At 38.4% G+C, this 20,988-nt stretch carries 18 protein-coding genes; 4 read left to right on the forward strand and 14 right to left on the reverse strand.

Annotation, left to right across the window (positions count from 1 at the left end):
* Position 1: 1 nt before the first annotated feature.
* On the reverse strand, positions 2 to 550 hold the full coding sequence (locus ACXQIQ_RS07650) for a DUF1697 domain-containing protein (RefSeq protein ID WP_439299357.1): 549 nt from the start codon (positions 548 to 550) through the stop codon (positions 2 to 4).
* 3 nt (positions 551 to 553) lie between these two features.
* Positions 554 to 955 carry a bleomycin resistance protein gene (locus ACXQIQ_RS07655; protein ID WP_439299356.1) on the reverse strand — a complete coding sequence of 134 codons (402 nt, stop codon included), beginning with the start codon at positions 953 to 955 and terminating at the stop codon, positions 554 to 556.
* A 480-nt stretch (positions 956 to 1,435) separates the two neighbouring features.
* On the opposite strand from ACXQIQ_RS07655, the gene ACXQIQ_RS07660 reads away from it, so the two are divergent.
* The gene (locus ACXQIQ_RS07660) at positions 1,436 to 2,191 is read left to right on the forward strand and encodes a hypothetical protein (RefSeq protein ID WP_439299355.1); all 756 of its coding nucleotides are present in this window, start codon (positions 1,436 to 1,438) and stop codon (positions 2,189 to 2,191) included.
* A 34-nt stretch (positions 2,192 to 2,225) separates the two neighbouring features.
* Here the strand turns inward: ACXQIQ_RS07660 and ACXQIQ_RS07665 are convergent, their stop codons facing one another.
* From ACXQIQ_RS07665 to ACXQIQ_RS07720, 12 genes are all read right to left on the reverse strand, one after another.
* On the reverse strand, positions 2,226 to 3,143 hold the full coding sequence (locus tag ACXQIQ_RS07665; protein ID WP_439299354.1) for a hypothetical protein: 918 nt from the start codon (positions 3,141 to 3,143) through the stop codon (positions 2,226 to 2,228).
* Positions 3,144 to 3,236: 93 nt separating this feature from the next.
* Positions 3,237 to 4,379, reverse strand: a complete 1,143-nt coding sequence (locus ACXQIQ_RS07670) for a CehA/McbA family metallohydrolase (RefSeq protein ID WP_439299353.1) — start codon at positions 4,377 to 4,379, stop codon at positions 3,237 to 3,239.
* A gap of 171 nt (positions 4,380 to 4,550) precedes the next feature.
* Positions 4,551 to 4,973, reverse strand: coding sequence for a very short patch repair endonuclease (locus ACXQIQ_RS07675; protein WP_439299352.1), 423 nt, complete (start codon positions 4,971 to 4,973; stop codon positions 4,551 to 4,553).
* Between the two features lie 108 nt (positions 4,974 to 5,081).
* On the reverse strand, positions 5,082 to 6,209 hold the full coding sequence (locus ACXQIQ_RS07680; RefSeq protein WP_439299351.1) for an AIPR family protein: 1,128 nt from the start codon (positions 6,207 to 6,209) through the stop codon (positions 5,082 to 5,084).
* A 143-nt stretch (positions 6,210 to 6,352) separates the two neighbouring features.
* Complete coding sequence (locus ACXQIQ_RS07685; RefSeq protein WP_439299350.1) at positions 6,353 to 7,690, reverse strand: DNA cytosine methyltransferase; 1,338 nt, start codon at positions 7,688 to 7,690, stop codon at positions 6,353 to 6,355.
* Between the two features lie 112 nt (positions 7,691 to 7,802).
* A complete protein-coding gene (locus ACXQIQ_RS07690) occupies positions 7,803 to 8,783 on the reverse strand; it encodes a PD-(D/E)XK motif protein (protein ID WP_439299349.1) in 981 nt (326 codons plus the stop codon).
* A complete protein-coding gene (locus ACXQIQ_RS07695) occupies positions 8,773 to 11,439 on the reverse strand; it encodes a Z1 domain-containing protein (RefSeq protein ID WP_439299348.1) in 2,667 nt (888 codons plus the stop codon). The genes ACXQIQ_RS07690 and ACXQIQ_RS07695 overlap by 11 nt, the downstream gene beginning before the upstream one ends.
* Positions 11,432 to 12,793 (reverse strand): ATP-binding protein, encoded by a 1,362-nt coding sequence (locus ACXQIQ_RS07700; RefSeq protein WP_439299347.1) that lies wholly within the window; start codon positions 12,791 to 12,793, stop codon positions 11,432 to 11,434. Before ACXQIQ_RS07700 ends, ACXQIQ_RS07695 begins: the two co-directional genes overlap by 8 nt.
* A 92-nt stretch (positions 12,794 to 12,885) precedes the next feature.
* Positions 12,886 to 13,251 carry a Swt1 family HEPN domain-containing protein gene (locus ACXQIQ_RS07705; protein ID WP_439299346.1) on the reverse strand — a complete coding sequence of 122 codons (366 nt, stop codon included), beginning with the start codon at positions 13,249 to 13,251 and terminating at the stop codon, positions 12,886 to 12,888.
* A gap of 12 nt (positions 13,252 to 13,263) precedes the next feature.
* Positions 13,264 to 14,130, reverse strand: a complete 867-nt coding sequence (locus ACXQIQ_RS07710) for a phosphorothioated DNA-binding restriction endonuclease (RefSeq protein WP_439299345.1) — start codon at positions 14,128 to 14,130, stop codon at positions 13,264 to 13,266.
* A 140-nt stretch (positions 14,131 to 14,270) separates the two neighbouring features.
* Positions 14,271 to 15,968 carry a DUF2207 domain-containing protein gene (locus ACXQIQ_RS07715; RefSeq protein WP_439299344.1) on the reverse strand — a complete coding sequence of 566 codons (1,698 nt, stop codon included), beginning with the start codon at positions 15,966 to 15,968 and terminating at the stop codon, positions 14,271 to 14,273.
* A 112-nt stretch (positions 15,969 to 16,080) separates the two neighbouring features.
* Positions 16,081 to 16,785, reverse strand: coding sequence for an MBL fold metallo-hydrolase (locus tag ACXQIQ_RS07720; protein ID WP_439299343.1), 705 nt, complete (start codon positions 16,783 to 16,785; stop codon positions 16,081 to 16,083).
* A 231-nt stretch (positions 16,786 to 17,016) separates the two neighbouring features.
* Here ACXQIQ_RS07720 and guaC point away from each other — a divergent pair, with 231 nt between their 5' ends.
* The 3 genes from guaC to ACXQIQ_RS07735 all read left to right on the forward strand — a co-directional run bounded on the left by guaC (position 17,017) and on the right by ACXQIQ_RS07735 (position 20,844).
* Positions 17,017 to 18,000: a GMP reductase gene (guaC, locus tag ACXQIQ_RS07725; protein ID WP_439299342.1), complete on the forward strand. Its 984-nt coding sequence runs from the start codon at positions 17,017 to 17,019 to the stop codon at positions 17,998 to 18,000.
* A 118-nt stretch (positions 18,001 to 18,118) separates the two neighbouring features.
* Positions 18,119 to 19,348, forward strand: a complete 1,230-nt coding sequence (locus ACXQIQ_RS07730; RefSeq protein ID WP_439299341.1) for a DHH family phosphoesterase — start codon at positions 18,119 to 18,121, stop codon at positions 19,346 to 19,348.
* Positions 19,349 to 19,590: 242 nt separating this feature from the next.
* The gene (locus ACXQIQ_RS07735; protein WP_439299340.1) at positions 19,591 to 20,844 is read left to right on the forward strand and encodes a beta-propeller fold lactonase family protein; all 1,254 of its coding nucleotides are present in this window, start codon (positions 19,591 to 19,593) and stop codon (positions 20,842 to 20,844) included.
* Positions 20,845 to 20,988: the final 144 nt, after the last annotated feature.

Here is a 20,988-nt window from a genome sequence, read left to right on the forward strand (position 1 = left end):
GTCATCCTCCGTCTTTGCCTATCTCTGCAATCTTCATAATGGAGTTCCAGTTGCGGGTGGTGGCAGCGACTTTCAGTTTCTTTTCAAGGAATGTGTTGGAGAAGACGGTCTTTTTGTAGCCTTGCCGACAAAGGACGTAGGCGGTCGTCCCCTGGAGTTTGAACTCGTCGATGTCACTTTCGGTCTCCTTCAGCTTCTGGATTCCTTCCCTACTCGGTTCTTCTGCTAAAAAGGAAACGTGCAGCTTTTCATCTTCTCTTAACGCATCGACATCAAACGGACACTTTTCCATCACCGCCTGCCATTCCTCTGCTGTTTTTACAATGACAGGGACGGCAAAGCCGAGCGCACCTTCAAGCTCTACCTCAATCCGTCCTGTCAATTCTCTGGCATCCTGATACTCCGCTTCAAAAATGACATTCCCACTCTGGATATACGTCTTCACATTCTCAAAGCCCATTGACGTAAAAATTTCCCTCAGGTTGTCCATTTTCACCTTTTTATGCCCACCAACATTAATGCCGCGCAGCAATGCAATATAAACCGCCATCCACTACCTCTTCCACTCAAAAAACGTGATCAGATTGCGATCCGGGTCTAACACTGAAAACTCCCGAGTCCCCCAGGGCTTGTCCTCAATGGGTGCATTCGGATGAATGATGTCCTTTGGTCCTAAACGCTCATACATGGCATCCACACCTTCCATCCCGATACGGCAGCCCGACGTCCCGGCGATGAACGACTCCGCCCCTGTCACAACGGGATTCCAATGCTCCTCCTTGCGCCAATTCTCATCGTCCGCAAGCCACAAATGCACCTGGACCTCATCAAGCCCAAGAACTACAAATTCATCCCCCACATGCAAAATCGAAAACCCTAATGTGTCCTTGTAAAACAACAGACTTCTCTCCATCTCTTTCACCGGTAAAGCCGGAATCGCCTCTATCATCTTCATAACCCCAACCCCTTTCGTTCTACTCATCTAAATTAAACGATTCGGCTTCCTCTTAATAAATCCTGCAAATGTGTATGAATTGGAAAATAAAAGGTGTATAGGGTCCAAGTATTGAAATTATTTAAAGGATATATGAGTTTATTGGAAGGTAGGATAACAACTATGAAAGACAAAAAAACAATGAATACGAGAAGTTTAGTCCAATGGACAGCCTTTGCGATTGCGCTTGGAACCTCTGCTGTATATGGACTGCTCTTTTTTACAAAGGTAGCTCAAACCATGTCAATAAACACCCTCCATAGCATCGCCCTCACTGGTTACGTGATTTCAATGATCGTTCTACTTTTTCTTTTAGAATGAAGAAATCGTAACGATATCTTTCCTTATACGGTTAGTGATGGACAAGTCCTCTAACACACACAATCCCTTTGAAAGCATATAGTGGCTAATGACATCATACATCGAAATGGGGATTGGATTATGAATCAATATCAATACCGACCTCGTCAGTTTCCTCCGTTCGGTCCGGGGATGGGTGGACCTGGAGGACTTGGTGGGTTACCAGGCTTAGGCGGTGGTATCCCTGGTGGCCCGGGTATGGGAGGCTTCCCTGGCGGACCTGGAATGGGCGGTTTTCCTGGAGGTCCTGGAGGAATGCCAGGATTCCCTGGTGGTCCGGGTGGAATGCCCGGAGGACCAGGAGGTATTCCTGGTGGGCCAGGCTTCCCTGGTGGGCCCGGTGGACCTGGTTTTCCAGGAGGTCCAGGCATGCCTGGTGGCCCTGGTCTCCCTGGAAACGGACCTTCTGCATTACCTGGTCAATTGACGCTCCAACAGCAACAGCAAGTCCAACAGATTTTACCGACATTATCCCAACCACAGAGTGGACCTCCACAAAACCTGGTCAGCTTGTACTCAACCTTATCGGCATTACCACAAACCCAGCTCCAATCATTGGTTGGACAGCAGCCTCAGAGCACGACCCAGATCACATCACTACTCGGAGGTCAGCCACGTCCCGAATTCGAGTATGAAGACAACGATGATCGAATCAACGGGATCTGGGGCTGTCAGGGCAGATGGACGTTAGTCTTCTATCAGACGCCATTCGGCGGAATCGGCATCGCACTCGTCTGGGTTGCGTTCGTCAACTTCTTCATCACCATCGGATTCTGCTACCCGACATTCAACCTATGCTTCTTCTACACACCACAGATCTTCCTTGCACTATGCTAAAAAAAGCAGGTTGGAATTCTCCAACCTGCTTTACTTAATTACCATCATTGTAGACTTCTTTTTCAAAGGTTCTTCCATTGTTATACGTGACTTGGACAACCAGTCGCATATCTTTAACTTTTTTCACCTTATCCAATTTGAAAGCGTTCATCATCGGATCAGCAGGATCGTATTGTTCATCAACTTCAAATTTTTCTTTATCTGATAAGGTTCCATCCTTATATTTCAGAAGATAAGCTTCCTCTATACCAGCGGAAGGAGAGTCCGCATGATGATTGAATAACATGATGCTAAAGTTTTCATCATTCATCAGCACGTCCGTCTGTAATGTACCATAAAGGTGACTGCCAAAATCACCTAAATGTTCCGTGTGGACCTTTCCACTCTTCACCATATCACCATAAGACACGGTTACATAGAACTTGAGCGTCTCTTCTAACATTTGTTCTTCCATCTCTTTCTCGGAGGTTACTTGTTGAGACTCAGCCGTTTCGTTCATGTATCCCACGTGCCACATCGGTCCCATATCCAATTTGATTGGAACCTTCACTTGAAAAAGACCTTGCTGGGTCTCTTCTGCTGGAAGCGCCTTATACTTTTCATCATCGCCATATGTATAATGGAACACGACTTCTGAATCTTTTTGAAGCTCTTTCACTTGCCATTGGAATGTCGCTTCCGCCTGATCACCCACTACCTCATTTGGATCGAGATCCATCCTGATCGGAGTGATCCAACTCTGTTCTGCTTGCATCTCATCCAATACACCAATAATTTGATAGGCTTGATCGTTCACATTATCCGATATGTTATATTGCATGTTAGAAATTGAATTCACCTGATTCTCCACCTGATTGATCTTCGAAAATAAGGTGAAATTCATAATCAGACTAACAACTAATGCACCTACTACAAATACTACGAAGATTTTTATCTGCTTCTCCCGTTCCACTATAATCCCCCTACATTACTATTTCCTTCCAAAATCATAACATAATTTCCATAAAAAGAAGGTTGGATTTCTCCAACCTTCTGCTGCAACATTCTATTGGTTCACCCAGATCGGACTTGAGTAAATCATCTCACCGTCTGCTTGAGTCATACGGACGAAATACCAGGCACTTTCAGAAGTTGCTGGTGTTGTGGGACTCCACTCAAAAGTCTGTCCACCATTACTAGGTTCATATGTTTCAACGACTTCTCCACCGTTCGTCACGAGTTCCGCTTTGACGATGGACTCTCCAGCATCAGGATCATGCCCGATCACATTCAACTGGACAGGTTGATGGGTCGTCAACTTCGCTCCCATCATCTGACCGTTACCTGTAAACACCATCTGATAGTTGGAGTCCTGCGTTGCATACACATGATGCTGTTCCAAGGCGGCTCTTACTGCCTCATGAGAATTTTCCGTAGCAATAATTCCAGTTCGCGCAAACGTCGGGTCTCCCCAATTTTCTCCGTGATGGTCCGATACACCGATGGCTCCGACATGCCAGCCCTTATCGAGAGCTTCTACATAAGTAGAGTCATAGATATCATCCCGGTTGAACACCTCAATGGAAACGACACGGTCATCCACTTCAGGGACATAAGCGAGATCATCCAGCTTACCAGGCTCACGACCCGGATGATTGAAACCACCAATTCCGTCACTGCCACCTAGTAACTGCGTATCCGTCTGGAACCAATTCCAGAATGGCTTCATCGTCGGCGTTCCAGGTGAACGGAACACATCTGTATAATGCTTCGAGAACCAGACGTTGAAATGCCCTTGATACGGATCGCTCCACTCGAAACCGCGGATTGCCGTAAACGACTCATCTGAAATCTGATCCGCTTGATATTGGACGTCCTCCCACTCCGTACGGTAAGGAAGCGGTGTATTCACACCCTCTTCTTCATTCGCAATCAGGTTCAACCCTTCCGAATGCTCCGTAATCGCGATAAAATCAAGCCCATTCATCTTCGCACTTTCATACGCCATCTTCGGAGTCCCCGAACCATCCGGAGAATAACCCGTATGATTATGTAAATCCCCAAAGATGATCTGCTTCCCTACCAACTGATCTTGAATCGCTTCATAAACCGAAACCTCATCACCATGCGCATTGACATCCTGTCCAAACATCATCATTGCAGCCGCACCAACAGCTACCACTTTCCATGTAAAACTACCTAACTTCATCTCTCCACCTCGTTCTACGTTAGTCTCTTTAAGTATGAAAACAAGTAGAGGTGAATTACAAGGGTTTGAATGTAAAGTAATTCTAAAGAATTAATTATTTTTGCGAATTACTAACAATATATATTCCTACAATCAGACTAAAGAATATTTATCATCCTACTTACTATTTGTTTATGTTTCTTTTTTGGCTTTATCAATAAAAGTACTAATCTTATCTATAGTACCATCAAATACGTTGTTGTTTAATTCATGTTCCCATACCCTCATAATAAACCACCCTTTTTGTTTGTAATAAGTTGTTACAATTTCATCTCTTTTTTTATTTTGTTGAAGCTTGTTCCTCCAGAACTGTGTGTTACTTTCAGGAAAGTTTCCATGTTCTGGGCATACATGCCAAAAACAAGAATCAATAAAAATAACTATTTTATACTTTTTTATGACTATATCCGGTGTACCTCTCAAACTTTTAACATTCTTTCTAAATCTATATCCACGTGCCCATAGTGCTTTACTGACCTTGTCTTCTAACTTAGAGCGCGAACGAATTTTACTCATCGTTTTCTTTCTTTGCTCTTTAGTCATTACATCACTCATATTAAAACCTCCCTTATCATCCTCTTTATAGTAATAACCTAAATTGAAAAGTAATAACTAAAATAGACAAAGAAAAGCCACCCTATAAGAGTGGCTCCTATTTCATGTTTATTTTGTAATCATAATTTGACGTTCAACTATCATGTAAAGCATTAGCCAAAGTTGAGAGTCTTTTCCTACAGCGTTTGGATTCCCACCAGTGACGGATAATTTTGAATGAATCTGACTTGTTAATTCAGGTAGCACTTCATCTAAAACTACCAATGGGTCAACTTTCCATTGATATTTTCCCTCATGCTCTTCTAATAAACTTCTAAAACTTGCTAACACAGGAAGAAGTAGTCCTGATGGAACATAGTAATCTATTGTATCACCATCATTTCCAAATAAAACTTGACGTGTTTCTCCTGCTTTAGCGCATTTATTTTTTCCATACATAGCACCTTTTTTACTGTTGTATGCTTTTTTCCATTTCTTTTCAATATTTTCGTGAAGATCAAAAACAGTTGGGTTAATTTGGGCGAGTTTATGGAACGGCTCAGGTTTTTCCAAAAAATAATCAATAGGTTTGGAATTTGCAACATAAGAAACTGTTGGTTGTTTCATATTGTCATAACGTTCTAGGTTAAATACATTCATAACTTGGAGTAAGTTCTTCACTTCAATCTCTTTATCTTCATTCTGTTTAAAACCTACTCTGTTTTCAAAAGGTTTACCCTTAATGGCCTCTTTTAAAAATTGAAACCTTCCTTCTAATTCAGCAATCGAATATTCCTTTACAGCAACATTTGTATTACGTGTTTTGGCCAGTTCAACAGCTTTTTCAAAATCTAATCCTGTAAAGACCTCAGCTCGAACATATTTTCCTGAAAGGTTAATCCCTTCTTCTTGTACTTCTAGAATTGATCTAGCTGTATGTCCACCATCAATCAAACCATCTTCAGAATTTGTAAATGTTAACGTAACCTCACCTGTATGCTTAACAAGATTAGAACATGTTATAGTAAGCCCCCTATTTAATACTTCAAAATAGGTCTTATTCGGATCCCTCAAAGTTTCCTTAATTTGTTTTACTACTTTAGTATTCATGTTTTGCTCACGTGGATTGGCTTCTGTAGGTAAATCAACAAGTGATTCACATGGTATGTAAAATTGGTAATGGGTAATCGAGGGATCATTAGGATTAGCCATAGATGTAAAGCTTGAATCGTTTACTTTCAAACTAATTTTCTGCATTTATTTTTTACCTCCTAAATTTATATCTATATACTATATTTTAACAGATTTTACTAACTAGACCATATTTTTATTATCGGGAATACCAATTATAAAATAGTCTTATGTTTTCAAAAAAAAAAGAAGCAATAATTACTAAGTAATTATTGCTTCGTATTATTTAATACTTCTTTAACTGCTTTTGCTACCACATTGGACATTGTAGGCGGGACTGCATTCCCAACTTGAACAAATTGAGCGGTTCTAGGTCCTTCAAAATAGTAATTATCCGGGAACCCTTGTATTCTAGCAGCCTCTCTCACCGTCAATGACCTTAATTGTTTTTGGTCAGGATGAATATTATAATGACCATCTTTAGAAATATGAGCAACTACTGTATGTGGCAATTCATTCCACCTGTGTACTTTAAATCTATCAAGAAAAGAACTGGTATTTTTATGAGTTTTTAAACTTGCTGGTAAATCAGAATAGTTTAATTGTTTACCCTCACTTGCTTTTTTAATAGCAATACTATATATTTTTTCATCTTGTTTTTGAAGTTTTCTTGCTTTATGATTTAGAATCCCTGGGCTATTTCTTCTCATTAGTTTTTGGTATTCTGATAAACTTGTTCTAGCTTCACTTTCATAACGTATAAGTTTGTGATCATAGCCCTGACCAGGTGTTAATGTTGGGAGATCTGATAATACATTTTTTGTGTTCATTTCTTCTGAAATTCTTAACGCATATGAACTAAAATCTGGATACTCCATTTTAAATTCACTTTTATGCCCAAACAAGATAAGTCTTTTTCTTCTTTGGTATGTACCATACTCAGAAAAATCTAATACATTCTTTTTATCATCATCTTCTCTTCCTGAAGATAATTTATACCCTATTTTATCAAATTCTTCTTGAATGATTTCAAACAATTTTCCTTTTTTCGCGGAAATTAATCCAGGTACATTTTCAAAAACAAATACTTTTGGTTGAAATTCTTTAACTAAATTTAAATAATGATAAAACAAAAAATTTCTACCATCTCTGTCCACATCTTGCTTCATACGCCCCCTACCAATTAAAGAATAAGCTTGACAAGGGGGACCGCCTATAATAGCACTAACTTCGGTCGTATTGTTATATATTAATGATCTTTCGATTAGTTTAATAATTTGCTTCGACGATGTTGCTTGCTTATCTTTCTCTGGATTTCCAAATTTCTTATTTAGAACTTCAATATTGAGTTTTTCTTCTAGATCTGGATACTTCTTAAATATTATCTTTCTTTTATCATTAATATCTCTATATGACTCTATCGAATTTAAATACTCATAATACAACGATAAATCATCATTAGATTCCAAATAATGGAATACACCTCTAGTTTTTAATGTCTCGCAAGCCCATGTATCCTTTTCTACTTGGGCAACAATATTAAATCCATGTTCATGAAACCCCTCACTAAGACCTCCACCACCTGAAAATAAATCAATAATATCCATATTTAACTCCCCTATTACTAAAATCAATAAATAAACGAACATTTGTTTCGTCTTAGTAAGTTAATTATTACATATCTTTAATAATAAATATATAGAAATTATCTAATTAATTTCAAAAGAAATTTGATGGTGTAGTAGCAATAATTGGACTTCTTGAAGTATCTAAGTTTATTACATAACTTACCTTCTCTATACCTTCTGGAAAAGTAACAAAAGAATCAGTGCTTAATTTAGGAAATAAATCATCTACTTCATAAAGTCTTTCTTCAATTATCCGAAATCGGAAACTATCATATTTCTCTTTATGAGCCTCAAAATATCCTGCTTGTGCAAGTCTAATTTCAAACAACTCTAACAATTCTTCATCATTAGAAATTAGATCCCGCACCTTATTTATTAGAGAGTCCAATGTATTGGTTGAAGATCCTTCTTTTCTACATCTAAGACTATAAAAATAAAGGTTTCCATTTTGGGGAATCAATAACTGATCCAGACCATTAATGGAATGTACATGTCCTTTAATTGATGTTGTTGACTTGACTTCTATACCAATATTAGGTAACTCAAAATCATTTCTTGATCCCGTAGGACCAGACCAATACTTTAAATAGTTTTTGTTTTTTGGTAATAACCAAACAAGCAAAAACCATAATTCACCAAACAATCCAATAATTCTTTCTTCTGTAAGGATTGCTTCATTGACTTTCCCCCAAAAGCTTCTCCATTTATTAATTACTTTAGAAACAGCTATTTTAGGATTATTTCCACTCTTCAATAAGTTAATAATATCTATTATTACTAGATTAAATAAATTATTTCCCTTTGGGTCTGTACAAACAATATCCAAAAATAGTCTTTCAGGATCTTGGTTTATTACCAATTTCTTTCCTTCAACCGTTATTCCTCTACTCTTTGTATCTTTAATAGAATCTTCAATGTTTTCAATACCAATGAGTAAATGCCTAAGTCCTTGGTAATCAATCCCTATCAAGACATCTCTATTTTCTAATAAATATTTAGCGTTTAACGATCCATAAGTTGGTATATTTTTATCAAGATCATTCCACTTATCAGTTACTACTTCAATTTTCATTGGATAATGCCCCCACTGAACCAACCACATATTGTACCGTAGCTGCAGTATTAGATTTAGGAAATACTAATGCCATTCCAATTATGTGCTGACCTTGATCAAAGTCCTCAAATAGCGGTTCTCGGTTATTTGAATCTTCATTATTGTTATACCTCAATTTGTAACCTGAGTATTTACTTATTGGATAAATTAGTAATAATCCTTCATCACTATCTCTAACATGCCTCAACGCTTCAACATAAGATAAATTATTATCATTTTCAGACATTTCCATTGCCAGTGCAAGCTGACTATCATTTAATCCTATTTCTTGATCATCTTGGGATACAATTGCCTTTAAGGAATTAGTTTCTTTTATTTTTGTTCTTTCTATCAGATTTATTCCATCTCTTCCAGTTATACCAAAGTCTATTTTACCTAATTCTTCATTATGTTTCGATCTTCCAATAATGCTTACGGTCCATTTATTTAGCTCTTGATAATTATTTTGTTTTATTATATATTCTCTTAGCTTTTCACATCTAACCCTAGTTGCAAAAGGATCCGTCTTATATTCAGCAAGAAAGTCTAAGATTAAAGAAGGTTCATTCAGTTTCCATACAGGTTTGTTTTTAGAAGAATTTAGGAGCGGAACCCCTAATGATTTGATAAAACCTTTAGTAATTTGAAGATTAGAATCAAGCCAAATTTTATTATTAAGTGGGAACGTAATTGTTTGTAGTAATTGATTTTCATAAGATATATTCAAGATCTGTGAAGCTTTCATTTTTAAAGGGCTAGTAACTAACATTGAAGAATGTTGTCTTATTTTTATACCCACTTCTAGAGGTGTCAATTTCTCACGTTGATATCTTGCTATTTCTCTGTGTAATTCCTCTTCAACTGTTGCTAAATCTCTAAACCACTTATCCAATATTGCAGTTGTGTATATTCTAGTTAAATCTGCATAATCTCTACGATATCCAAACCATCTTCCCATTTGCATTAGCGTATCATAAGTAGCTGAGGATCTAACAAAGTAACTTACTAACAAACCTTCAATTGTTAACCCCCTCGATAATCTGTTACCACCTATAACTATCACACATTGATTCGGATCAGTTTCATAATTGATTTGATCTTCAGATTCACTATGTAATTGTATAATGTCAACTTTTTCAAAAAAAGTTGATATATGTGACTCAATTTCATAAAAGCTTTTATCTTCATTTACATTAATAGAGCGAGTTAAAGGCCTGAATTTTTCATTCCAAATTTTTTCAAATTTACTTCTTAAACCTTGTTCGCGAAAATATCGCCAATCATCCCTTAACTCACTGAAATATTTTACTATCAAAGTGGTAAGTCTCTCTTGAATAAGAGTCCTATAACTTGTATGAATAAGCATTGAAGTTGGAACATTGGCACTTTCTCTTTGGTGTCTAGCTGCACCTGCCAAAATAAAATCTATAATTGCTTCTTTCAAGCTCTCCGGTATGTTCGGTTGAAAGGACTCAACTTCATTACGATGTTGAGGAACTAGATCCTTAATTTCATTCTTGGGAACATGCACGATAACATTTAATCGATCATCTGGATTATCTGATGAGCCAAATATTTCTGTTGCACCTAAATAATTGTTTGGTTTTGGTAGAGCAACAATAAATGATTTGGGATACAAATCATGACCCGCGTTAACATCAACAGCTTCATGATCAATCAATACATTCGCAAATGGTGTTGCAGTATATGCTATATAAGCTTTTTTAGTAAACATATTTAATAACTTTCTAATAAGATCATTAATTGTGCTTGGCGAGTCTTCGTTATCTTCATAATCAGGATCAATGTCAATAGGTTTGTTTCCACCTGTGTTAATAGAAGCTTGATCGGCTTCATCGTCTATTATTAAGCAAGGGACTGTACGCCTTGTATCCTCATGACTTTGTTCTAACCATGATAATAATCTTCTTAACACTGTTCCATTTTTCTTAACTACTAATAATACAGGATTATTTCCGCTTAAGCCGGCCGACGAATTTCCTGGATTAAAGTCACCATTATGCAGGTCTGCTTTTGTGAAAGTCTGCCATTCTTTTTCTGGAGATGGTCTTTTTACTCCGACTTGCCTTCCATTAGATATACCTACAAGTTCTTTATCTAATCTCGTTTGGGTTTGGTATCTTAATGAATTCTGCATACCAGCTAGGACTATAATTATTTTGTATCCTGTATCAACTGCTTTAGAAATAAGAGCAGTATAGTTAGCTGTCTTACCACTTTGGACATATCCAACTACTAAACCTTTAGTATCAAATTCTTCGTTAGATGACGGATTGTCCATTGCACCTAAAATTTTATCAGTAGCGTCATCAATAGATCTTACTGTTTCATTAGACCAACCTTTACTATCTATCAAATAATTTCTTAACCTTGGCCAGTAATACCAACTATTTCTATCAATGTATGGTAACCATTGTTTACTTTCTCTATTTGGATCAGTTACCACACTTGGGTCCCTTATAGTAATATAATTATCTTTGTAATACTCTTTTTTAATTTGTTCCCTATATTCTTCAGGAATAGCAGGATTAATTATTGCTTCTTCTATAGAACAATTTGTAGTGTCTATTAGAACATTTACAATTCTGAGATATGATTCTATAAGACTATTCATTATTTTTGCCCCTTTCTTGTAGCTTTTTAATCTCATCAATATTTGAAAGCCTACTTAAAATTTTATTTAGTAAATATTCTTCTTCACTTAGCTCTTGTTTAATAATGTCTAGAATCTTTATTATTGTATTATCCAAATCTTTATTGCTATGTAGAATCTGGGTTGAAGAGTTTTTTTTGGGTTTAGTCTTTATTTCTAATCCAGGTTCTTTTCTTGGATGTTTTTTGGGAGGCAGCTTTGCTTTTTGAGGAGGTCTCTTTGAATCACCCTTATTACGATAGACTTCATTTGCTTTCGCACTCACTTTTTTTGCAATTTCTAATAATTCCCCTCGAATAACATTAGGAATTTTCACTTTCATTTTTGAAATATTTATCTGAAATGCATTATCAGCTCTTGAGTCAAAATCTATTGCCAAACGGGCAAGTTTTGTATGCTCGTCAGCAGCTCTTAGCCTATTCCAACCTCCACTTTGTATCAATCTATTATTTCTATAGATATATAATCCTTGCTGCCTATTCCATTTTTTAGGTCCAGCAGCCTTAGCATGGGCTTGCTTAGATGAAAATTGAGATTCATGCGGGAGGATATAGGGTCTAACTTTAACATTTATTTCAGAGTTAGAGCTGTCTTTAAATTTCAATATTGAAGTATCTATAGCTTTTGTACAGGGTTCATCCACTACAAAAGGATCCCATGCTTGAATTAAATTCCCATTTATATAGATGTTAACCTTTGGAACATTTGTACCTGAAATAAATCTATGAAATACCATCCCTATATGCTCTTCAATTTGTCTACAAATTCCCGCAAATTCCCTTTGTGTGAGAATACTATCTTCGTCTTTATATAGAATTCTATCTAAATTCTCCCAAACTACTACTGTTCCATTGTTACTGTTTAACCTTTCTAAAATAATCTCGTTAAACTCATTCTCACTTAATTTTAGAGCTTCCCACTTGTCACTTTTGTTTATATGATCTAAATCCCAACATAGTGTATTAATTTCTTCATATTGGTTTTTACTAGCAATAGTGATTTTTTTACAATGACTTAATGAGGCTGTCTTAAGACCTAACCCAAATTTCCCTAAACTTTTTTCATTATAATTACTATTGCTTCCATAACGAAGGGCTTCATCTATCTCATTTGCACTCATGCCAACGCCATTATCAGATATCGAAATATACGAGTGGATACCAATGTATTCGACATCTATCCATATTTCGGTTGCTTTTGCTTCAATGCTATTATCTACTAGATCTGCAATAGATGTTGGTATATCATATCCTATATCTCTTAATGACTCGGTAAGTCTTGAGGCAGAAGGAACAATCATTACTTTATTATCCATTTACATAAACCCTTTCTACTAGTTCTTATATATAAGTATAACTTACCATAATAGTTAAATATAGGGTTTGGGTTTACTATTAATTACTATTGTTATATCTGTATAGTCTCAAGAAGTTGGTTATATGTGTTTCTCAAAATTTTGAACTCTGTTTCATCAAGCACAACGCAATGAGCTATTTTGTTTCTGATTGGACATAAATAATAGAGATTTGAAAATAAACTCCTAGGAAGGCTGTTGATAAAAATACGGCAACTTTTAAAGAAACTTATTAATTCATGAAATTGTAAATTTACAAATGATTTATTAGGTTGCCTTCTTAAATAAAATTTATATGAAGCTTCGTACCAGTTCTCACCATAAACCAACTGTAATTCTTTAGATATGTATTTTCTAAGTGTGTTCTCAATCTTATACAAAAAACCATACGCTTCCTTCATATGGTTTAATTCGTTCATAATTAACCTCCTTTAAAAAGGTCTGGCTTCTCCTCGGAAAACCTCTCTAAAATGCCAGTTAAGATATGCCTCATTTGGGGAGTAGGAATTGTTTATTGGACTCTTTAAATAATTTCCATGATAATTCATAAGCCATTCTCTAAATCCTTTCGTACCATGTGCTTCTTCTGATACAATTAATTGCCTCTTATTTGTCAGTGTGAAAACTCCTCTATCAAATAACTTATGATGTAGTGAACATAAGGCTATGCCGTTTTGTTCAGTATCCGGTCCACCCAATTGAAACCACTTGATATGCGCAGCTTCTATGGCAACCAGGTTATTTCCTAATCGGATATTAAATCCACACACAGCACAACTATACTCGTAAGCTCTTAATATTTTATTTCTAAACAATGGATCTCTAGTTTTACTTTTCTTTATCCTTATTTCCAATCCAACTGCCAATAGAATATCTTCATGTATACTTTGCGGGAAATGTTTATGAAGTATCAAGTCGGCTAATTCTTCTATAATATTGGGATTCCTGTTTAACAATTGACACACTTCATCGTTGAATCCACCAACCAATTCATTTTGGACAAGGTAGTTATTTTTGATATTGTCCCTTCCAACTTGTTTATTTAAAGACCATATACCATCATTGGTTAACCTTACAAAAGGATGCTCAGGATGATACGAATGTCGGTGAGGTCCGAACTCAGATAGTAACTTTTTTAACTTATCTTTAACCTCAATATACGGTAAGTCCCGAATCTTATCTCTTTGATATTTGGCAAGAGCATACAGTAATAATAATGGTTTATGAGGTGCTCTTTGGTCACCCTTAGTCCATATACTCAAATTTCCTATTTTATCTTTTAAAGTTTTTTCATTCATATAATTTCTCACCAACTTAAAAGGTAATCACTTTAATAATAGCAGAAAATGGTTTATAGACAGAGTTACCCAGTCATGTTGAACAACTCAGCTCTCGTTTCTTTATTGAAAGGCTTCCTCAATATAAATTTAATGTTACATCAGAATGCACCGGATCCACCTCCTCCACCGCCAACTCCTGCTCCAGATCCTGCTGTACTTGCTCCCAATGAGACTCCAGTGGATTGGTTGGCTGCCTGGAAGTTGTTGGAGCATGCTGCTCCCAATATGATGAAGCTGCTGACATCCGTGGAGGAATAGGCTACCTCCTCTGCATTTTTAGTACTTGGTGGATAGAATGATTTGGAGAACCTTTCATTCTTCTTAATGATTGATTTGGTTTTCGTACCGAGTCCGTAGATATAGGCGCGTAATTGATCGTCATCTGACCATGTTCTCCAGTCTTCTTCATTCAGGGTTTCAAATCGTTTCTTGAACTCCTTCCATTCATAATGGATCAAGGCTCCTTTTTCCGTTCTCGGATTGTACGAGAACGCATAAACGATGATTGCACCGACGAGAAGGACTGTTGTAATCATCCAGAGTAGCAAACCATGGAAGCCGAAGATGAATGGCATAAAAATGATACTGGATAACCCGATTGATATACGGTATGCTTTCTTGTTTTCATAGAGCTGGTTCTCGTTCACTTCTTCTTTTACGGCTTTCTGCCATTTCGTACTGTAGTTGCGATAAGTTTCATGGTTTATCTTTAGTCGTGTATAGCGTTTAAGATCATTGAAACCGAATTCACCGTTTTCTCCGATTACATCAAACAGCCATTCCATAAGGATTTGTTCATGCTTCAAGGCACCTTCCCTATGGATGATTTGGAAACGGTCTTCGGCAATGCGCTTCACATACTTTTTCCGTACGAGATCCAACATAGCGGCAGAGATGGCTTCAGGTGGAAGTTGCTTATAATTGGTGTAAGCAATGGTCGCCGATAGGCTCATCCTCTGTTTCGGTACATTGCGGGTAAGGTCCATCTCCCTTTCGGCTTCCCTTTTCCGATTGGCATGACCTTTCCATAACCCTATATAGTTTAAAACGATTAACAGACCTACAATCGGGAGGGCGATGCTTGCCGTCCTGTCGAGAGCCCTATGTCGTTCCGCTTTTGCTATGACTTGTGCCTGAAGATCCTCTTTCTCCTGTAAAATCTCTTCTTTCATCGGTTGATCGGAAAATGGAGTCGCGGATGGAAACAGAGCTTGATCATAAGCTACCCGGATATCTCCGTTCGTATTGTCCGGTACCCGACCCATGTCAAAATAGACCGTTCCATTCGGCAGAATGTCTTCATCTCCATACGCTTCATCATAACCGAACGCAATCACATCTTCGGTATCTTTCGGAGGGTGTATGGCGATCAACAGGTTTTCATACGTTGATTCATTACTTCTATCGTAAAAAGCCCAATAGAACTGAGCGACATCAGAATAGACTTCGACGCCTTTTTTAATCGTATAGGTGAGATCCACTTCGACCACTTCGTCCGACCCTTTCCGATGGATCTTGTAAAAATGATCGTCTCGTTCCACCTTCAACGCTTTTCCATCTTCAGTGGCTTTGAAGGCTTTGATCTCGGACCCTTTCTTCGGAATCACTTCCCTTGTGATGCCGTTGAACTTCCCTTCGAATGCATATGTAAATGTCTCCTCAACTTGTACGTCCCCGTTTTCCTGCAGATAGGCATCGATCCTTGCTTCCGTAATCGAATATTCCACAGCAAATGCTTGGTTCGGGAACAATAACATGACCAAGAAGAAAATAAGAATTGGAATCCATCGTTTCATTTCGTTCACCTGCTTTCAGTATCTGTTTACGATTGAAACGGGGAAAAAGTTTCATTATTTTGGAAAATAGAAAAAGACCAGCGTTCTCGTTTGAGACCCTGGTCTTGTATGCTTATCCTTTGAACACGTTCTCTTCCTTGATTGAATAGGTTTTCGTTGTTTCCTGGATGTATTGATCGAGGTGGTCTGCGGGATTCAGGACCGCTTTTCCATGACAGACTTCGAGGCGTTTTGGCTTCAGTTCTCCGACGATCTGGCTGCTCCGGACCGCTTCCTCCATGTCATAGGTGAACATCGGCATCGGTCGATAGAGCTTCTCATTTTTCGAAGTGAATAAATCACCTGCGAGCAACACGCCATCTTCCGGTTGATAATAGACAACATGACCTGGCGCGTGCCCTGGCGTCCAATACGGTTCCAGGTTGCCGATTTTGTTGAGCTTTCCTGTTTCGTCTTCCATCAATGGTTGTGCGAGATTTTCGGAGACATTTGCGGAAGGTTTCTTTCGTCCCGGATACGCTTTTTTACCTTCCATATACGGAATTTCATTACTGTGCACATATACCGGGACTTCGGTTTCTTTTAATATTGACTTCAATGCTCCGACATGATCGGGATGTCCGTGCGTCAGGACAATCCTTTTCAAAGGTCCAGCATCCAATCCATTGATGAATTTGAGAATTCCCTTCCCCATCATCCCGATACCTGCATCAACGAGTGTGACCCCGTCTTCTTCTTTTACAACCCATACGTGGATCGGCACAATCATCCACGTCTTCAAGCTCCAAATGTGCTCTGATATTTGTTTGATTTCCATTCCGCCAGCCCCTTACCTTTTTTACAAAAATGGTCGTGCCTTAATGTCCGATTCCTGTTCGTATGAACCTTTTTATTTTATGTAACCGTCTTTCCGATCTCAGGTCAAGAAATATTTTACAAATAACGAAAAGTCCCTTTGACTTCTTCTTCATAATGATTTACATTAGACTATGTACGAACAATTATTATAATTAACAATATAAATATTCGTGTTTAGGGGTGTTTCATCTTGGATAATGTATTTGATTATGAAGATATTCAGTTAATTCCCGCAAAATGTGTGGTTAATAGCCGTTCAGAATGTGATACAACCGTTACTTTAGGAGAGCATACGTTCAAGCTTCCTGTCGTTCCAGCGAACATGCAAACGATCATCGACGAGAAGATCGCCGTTTATCTTGCTGAAAAACAATACTTCTATATCATGCACCGCTTCCAACCTGAAAAGCGTTTAAATTTTATCAAAAACATGAAAGAGCACGGCTTGATCTCCTCCATCAGTGTCGGCGTGAAGGAAGAAGAGTACAGTTTCATCCGTCAATTAGCGGAGCAGCAGTTGGTGCCGGAATACATCACAATTGATATCGCTCATGGTCATTCTACTGCGGTCATTGAGATGATCCAACATATCAAATACCATTTACCTGGAAGCTTTGTGATTGCCGGTAACGTTGGTACGCCTGAAGCGGTAAGAGAGTTGGAGAATGCCGGAGCTGATGCAACCAAGGTCGGTATCGGACCTGGGAAGGTTTGTATCACCAAAATCAAAACCGGTTTTGGTACAGGTGGATGGCAATTGGCAGCTCTTCGGTGGTGTGCGAAGGCAGCAAGCAAACCGATTATTGCTGACGGCGGAATCCGTACACATGGAGATGTTGCGAAATCGATCCGTTTCGGAGCTTCGATGGTGATGATCGGTTCGTTGTTCGCGGGTCATGAAGAATCTCCTGGTGAAACGATGACGATAGACGGAAAGCTGGTTAAAGAATATTTCGGTTCCGCTTCCGAGTTCCAAAAAGGCGAAAAGAAAAATGTTGAAGGTAAGAAAATGTTTGTCGAACATAAAGGTTCCCTACAGGATACATTGACCGAGATGGAGCAGGATCTTCAATCCGCTATCTCTTATGCGGGCGGAACAAACATTGATGCCATCCGTCACGTCGATTATGTCATCGTGAAGAACTCCATTTTTAACGGAGACAAAGTTTACTAAAATCGAACGATTTGATGAGCAGGTCCCTTGTGGCTTGCTCGTCTTTTTTTGTGCGAATAGTTCCTTGTATTCTTAACAAACTAAAACAGCTAAGACTTACATACACAAGGAGACGGTTATGTACAAATTGTTCACGCACAATGATTTGGATGGTGTCGGATGTGGGATTGTCGCAAAGATTGCGTTCGGCGACCAGGTGGATGTTCGCTACAATTCGGTGATGGGGCTCGATCACCAGGTGGAGCGGTTTCTCGACTATTTATATGAGAAAAAAAACAAAGATTGGACTGTGTTGATTACCGATCTTTCGGTCAATGAAAAGAATGAAGAAGCGTTGGGTGAATGGTTTCATGATGGCGGAAAGGTCCAACTGATTGACCATCATAAAACGGCCCTCCGTTTCAATGACTATGATTGGGGTTATGTGAAAGTCGAGTATGACGACGGTCGCCTCGCATGTGCGACCTCCCTTTTATATGGGTACCTCGTTCATAAGGGACATCTGGAGCCTTCCGCTGCGCTAGAGGAATTCGTCGAGCTCGTCCGTCAATACGATACGTGGGAATGGGACGCGAATGACAACATCAAAGCGAAGCAGTTGAATGACCTCTTTTTCATGGTGTCGATCGATGAGTTCGTTGAAAAGATGGTGCCGAGGCTGCAAGAGCAGGCGCACTTCGAATATGATGATTTTGAAGTTAAGCTTCTTGATATGGAGGAGGATAAGATCGAGCGTTACATCCGCCGGAAAAAGCGGGAGCTTGTCCAGACGTTCGTCGGAGATCATTGCACAGGCATCGTTCATGCAGAATCGTATTTCTCTGAGCTCGGGAACGAATTAGGATTGGAAAATCCCCACCTCGATTACATTACGATCCTCAATATGGGCGGGAAAAAGATCAGCTTCCGGACGATCCATGACCATGTCGATGTCTCCGAGGTAGCCGGTCAGTTCGGTGGAGGCGGGCATGCGAAGGCGTCCGGATGCTCGATGAACGAAGAGTCCTATCAATTGTATGCTCGGGCTGCCTTCTTGATCGAACCGATGAGACCGGATGCGATCCGTAACCGATACAACCTGAAGGAAACGGCAGAAGGCAGTTTGTTCGAGAACAGAAACGAAGATCGCTTTTTCATTTATGCGGCTGATGGGGAAAATTGGGTCGTTGAAATGAATGGCGAGATATTATCTGAACAGTACGCTAGCTTTCAGGATGCTGAGCGTTTCGTGAAACGAAACCACTTGGCATGGTTGGTAAGAGATGAACACTATGTAGCGTTTTTGCGGGAAATTATTATGGAATTTAAATTAAATGAGAGCGAAAGAATTAGACCTAGCTCATTATAAATTGTCGTGGAGAAACCATAAATGTCATGTTTTAATTCTCTAATAGAACCCTTTTGACTTAGTAACTTTATTATCTAAAAAAAAACCTATCATGAAACCTCTATTACCGGTATGTAAACGAATCTTGTAATTTAAGGAATCATGTTAGGCTTTTCTTTTGTAACTCATGATGGGCTTGCCTATACCACTCCCCCTCCTCCTACATACATTAAGTGTACGAGCATAAAAAAGGAGGGTGGAAAATGAAGAAGTTCCCCTCATGTAATGATTCATGTTTATGTAGTATATTCAGACACCTACAAGCAGGTACCAGAGTAAATGTCCGTTTTGAGAAATCATCAGAACGGATTGGCATTGTCTTTTTGTGTTTCGATCATAAGACATGTTGTGTTACAGGCACAAACGAAGGCGATCCTGTTACATTTAGTTGCAAAAGTGTAGTTTCAGTTGATTTTGGACCAATTGAATCTTGCGATGTACTTTCTTATGTTCTTAATGAAGAGAGTAATAATGTTTCTGTAATCAATACAGCAACAGATTTAGTCATTGCAACTGTACCTGTTGGGGTAACCCCATCGGAAGTAGCAATAACACCAGATGGGACTAAAACATATGTTACTAACCTTAATAGTAACAATGTTTCTGTAATCAACACGACTACAAATACTGTTATTGCTACTGTTCCAGTTGGAGTTGGACCCAGAACACTAGCAATTACACCAGATGGAATCAAAGCTTATGTAGTTAATCAAGATGATAACAGTGTATCTGTAATTAACACGTCCACTAATACTGTTATCGCTACTATTCCTGTTGGGCTTGGAGCTTTTGATGTTGCAATAACGCCAGATGGAACCAAAGTATATGTTCCTAATATGGTTAGTAACAATGTTTCTGTAATCAACACTACTACAAACACTGTTATGGCTACTGTTCCTGTTGGAACCTCTCCTGCTAATGTGGCAATAACACCAGATGGCACAAAAGCTTATGTTACTAATCTCGATAGTAACAATGTTTCTGTGATCAACACAACAACAAATACTGTTATTGCTACTGTTTCTGTTGGAACCTCTCCCAGACAACTAGTAATAATACCAGATGGAACTAAAGTATATGTCTCTAATGGTAATAGTAACAATGTTTCTGTTATTAACACTACTACAAATACTATTATTACTACTGTCCCTGTTGGAGTTCGACCCGGCACACTAGCAATAACACCAGATGGGACTAAAGTGTATGTTGTCAATCGTTTTAGTGCAAATGTTTCTGTTATTAATGTAGTTACTGATACTGTTATCACAACAGTTCCTGTCGGAGATGATCCTATAGATGTTGCTGTTACACCCAATGGCACAAAAGCTTATGTGGTTAATAATGACAGTAACAATGTATCTGTCATCGATTCTTCAACAGATGCCGTTATTGGCACTGTTCCTGTTGGAAATTTACCCCGTAGACTTGCTATTGGTAAAGTATGTACAGCCCAATAAAACATAAAACCTAGCATGAAATCCCAATTTCAGGTATCATGCTAGGCAAAATCAGCTGAATGATTAACTAATATGTGGCCTCTCAAGGTTCAGATGAAACACTCATAACGCGTGTCTATCAATCTGTTCCTGGAGAGGTCTTTC

The organism is Pseudalkalibacillus sp. Hm43, assembly GCF_054170705.1.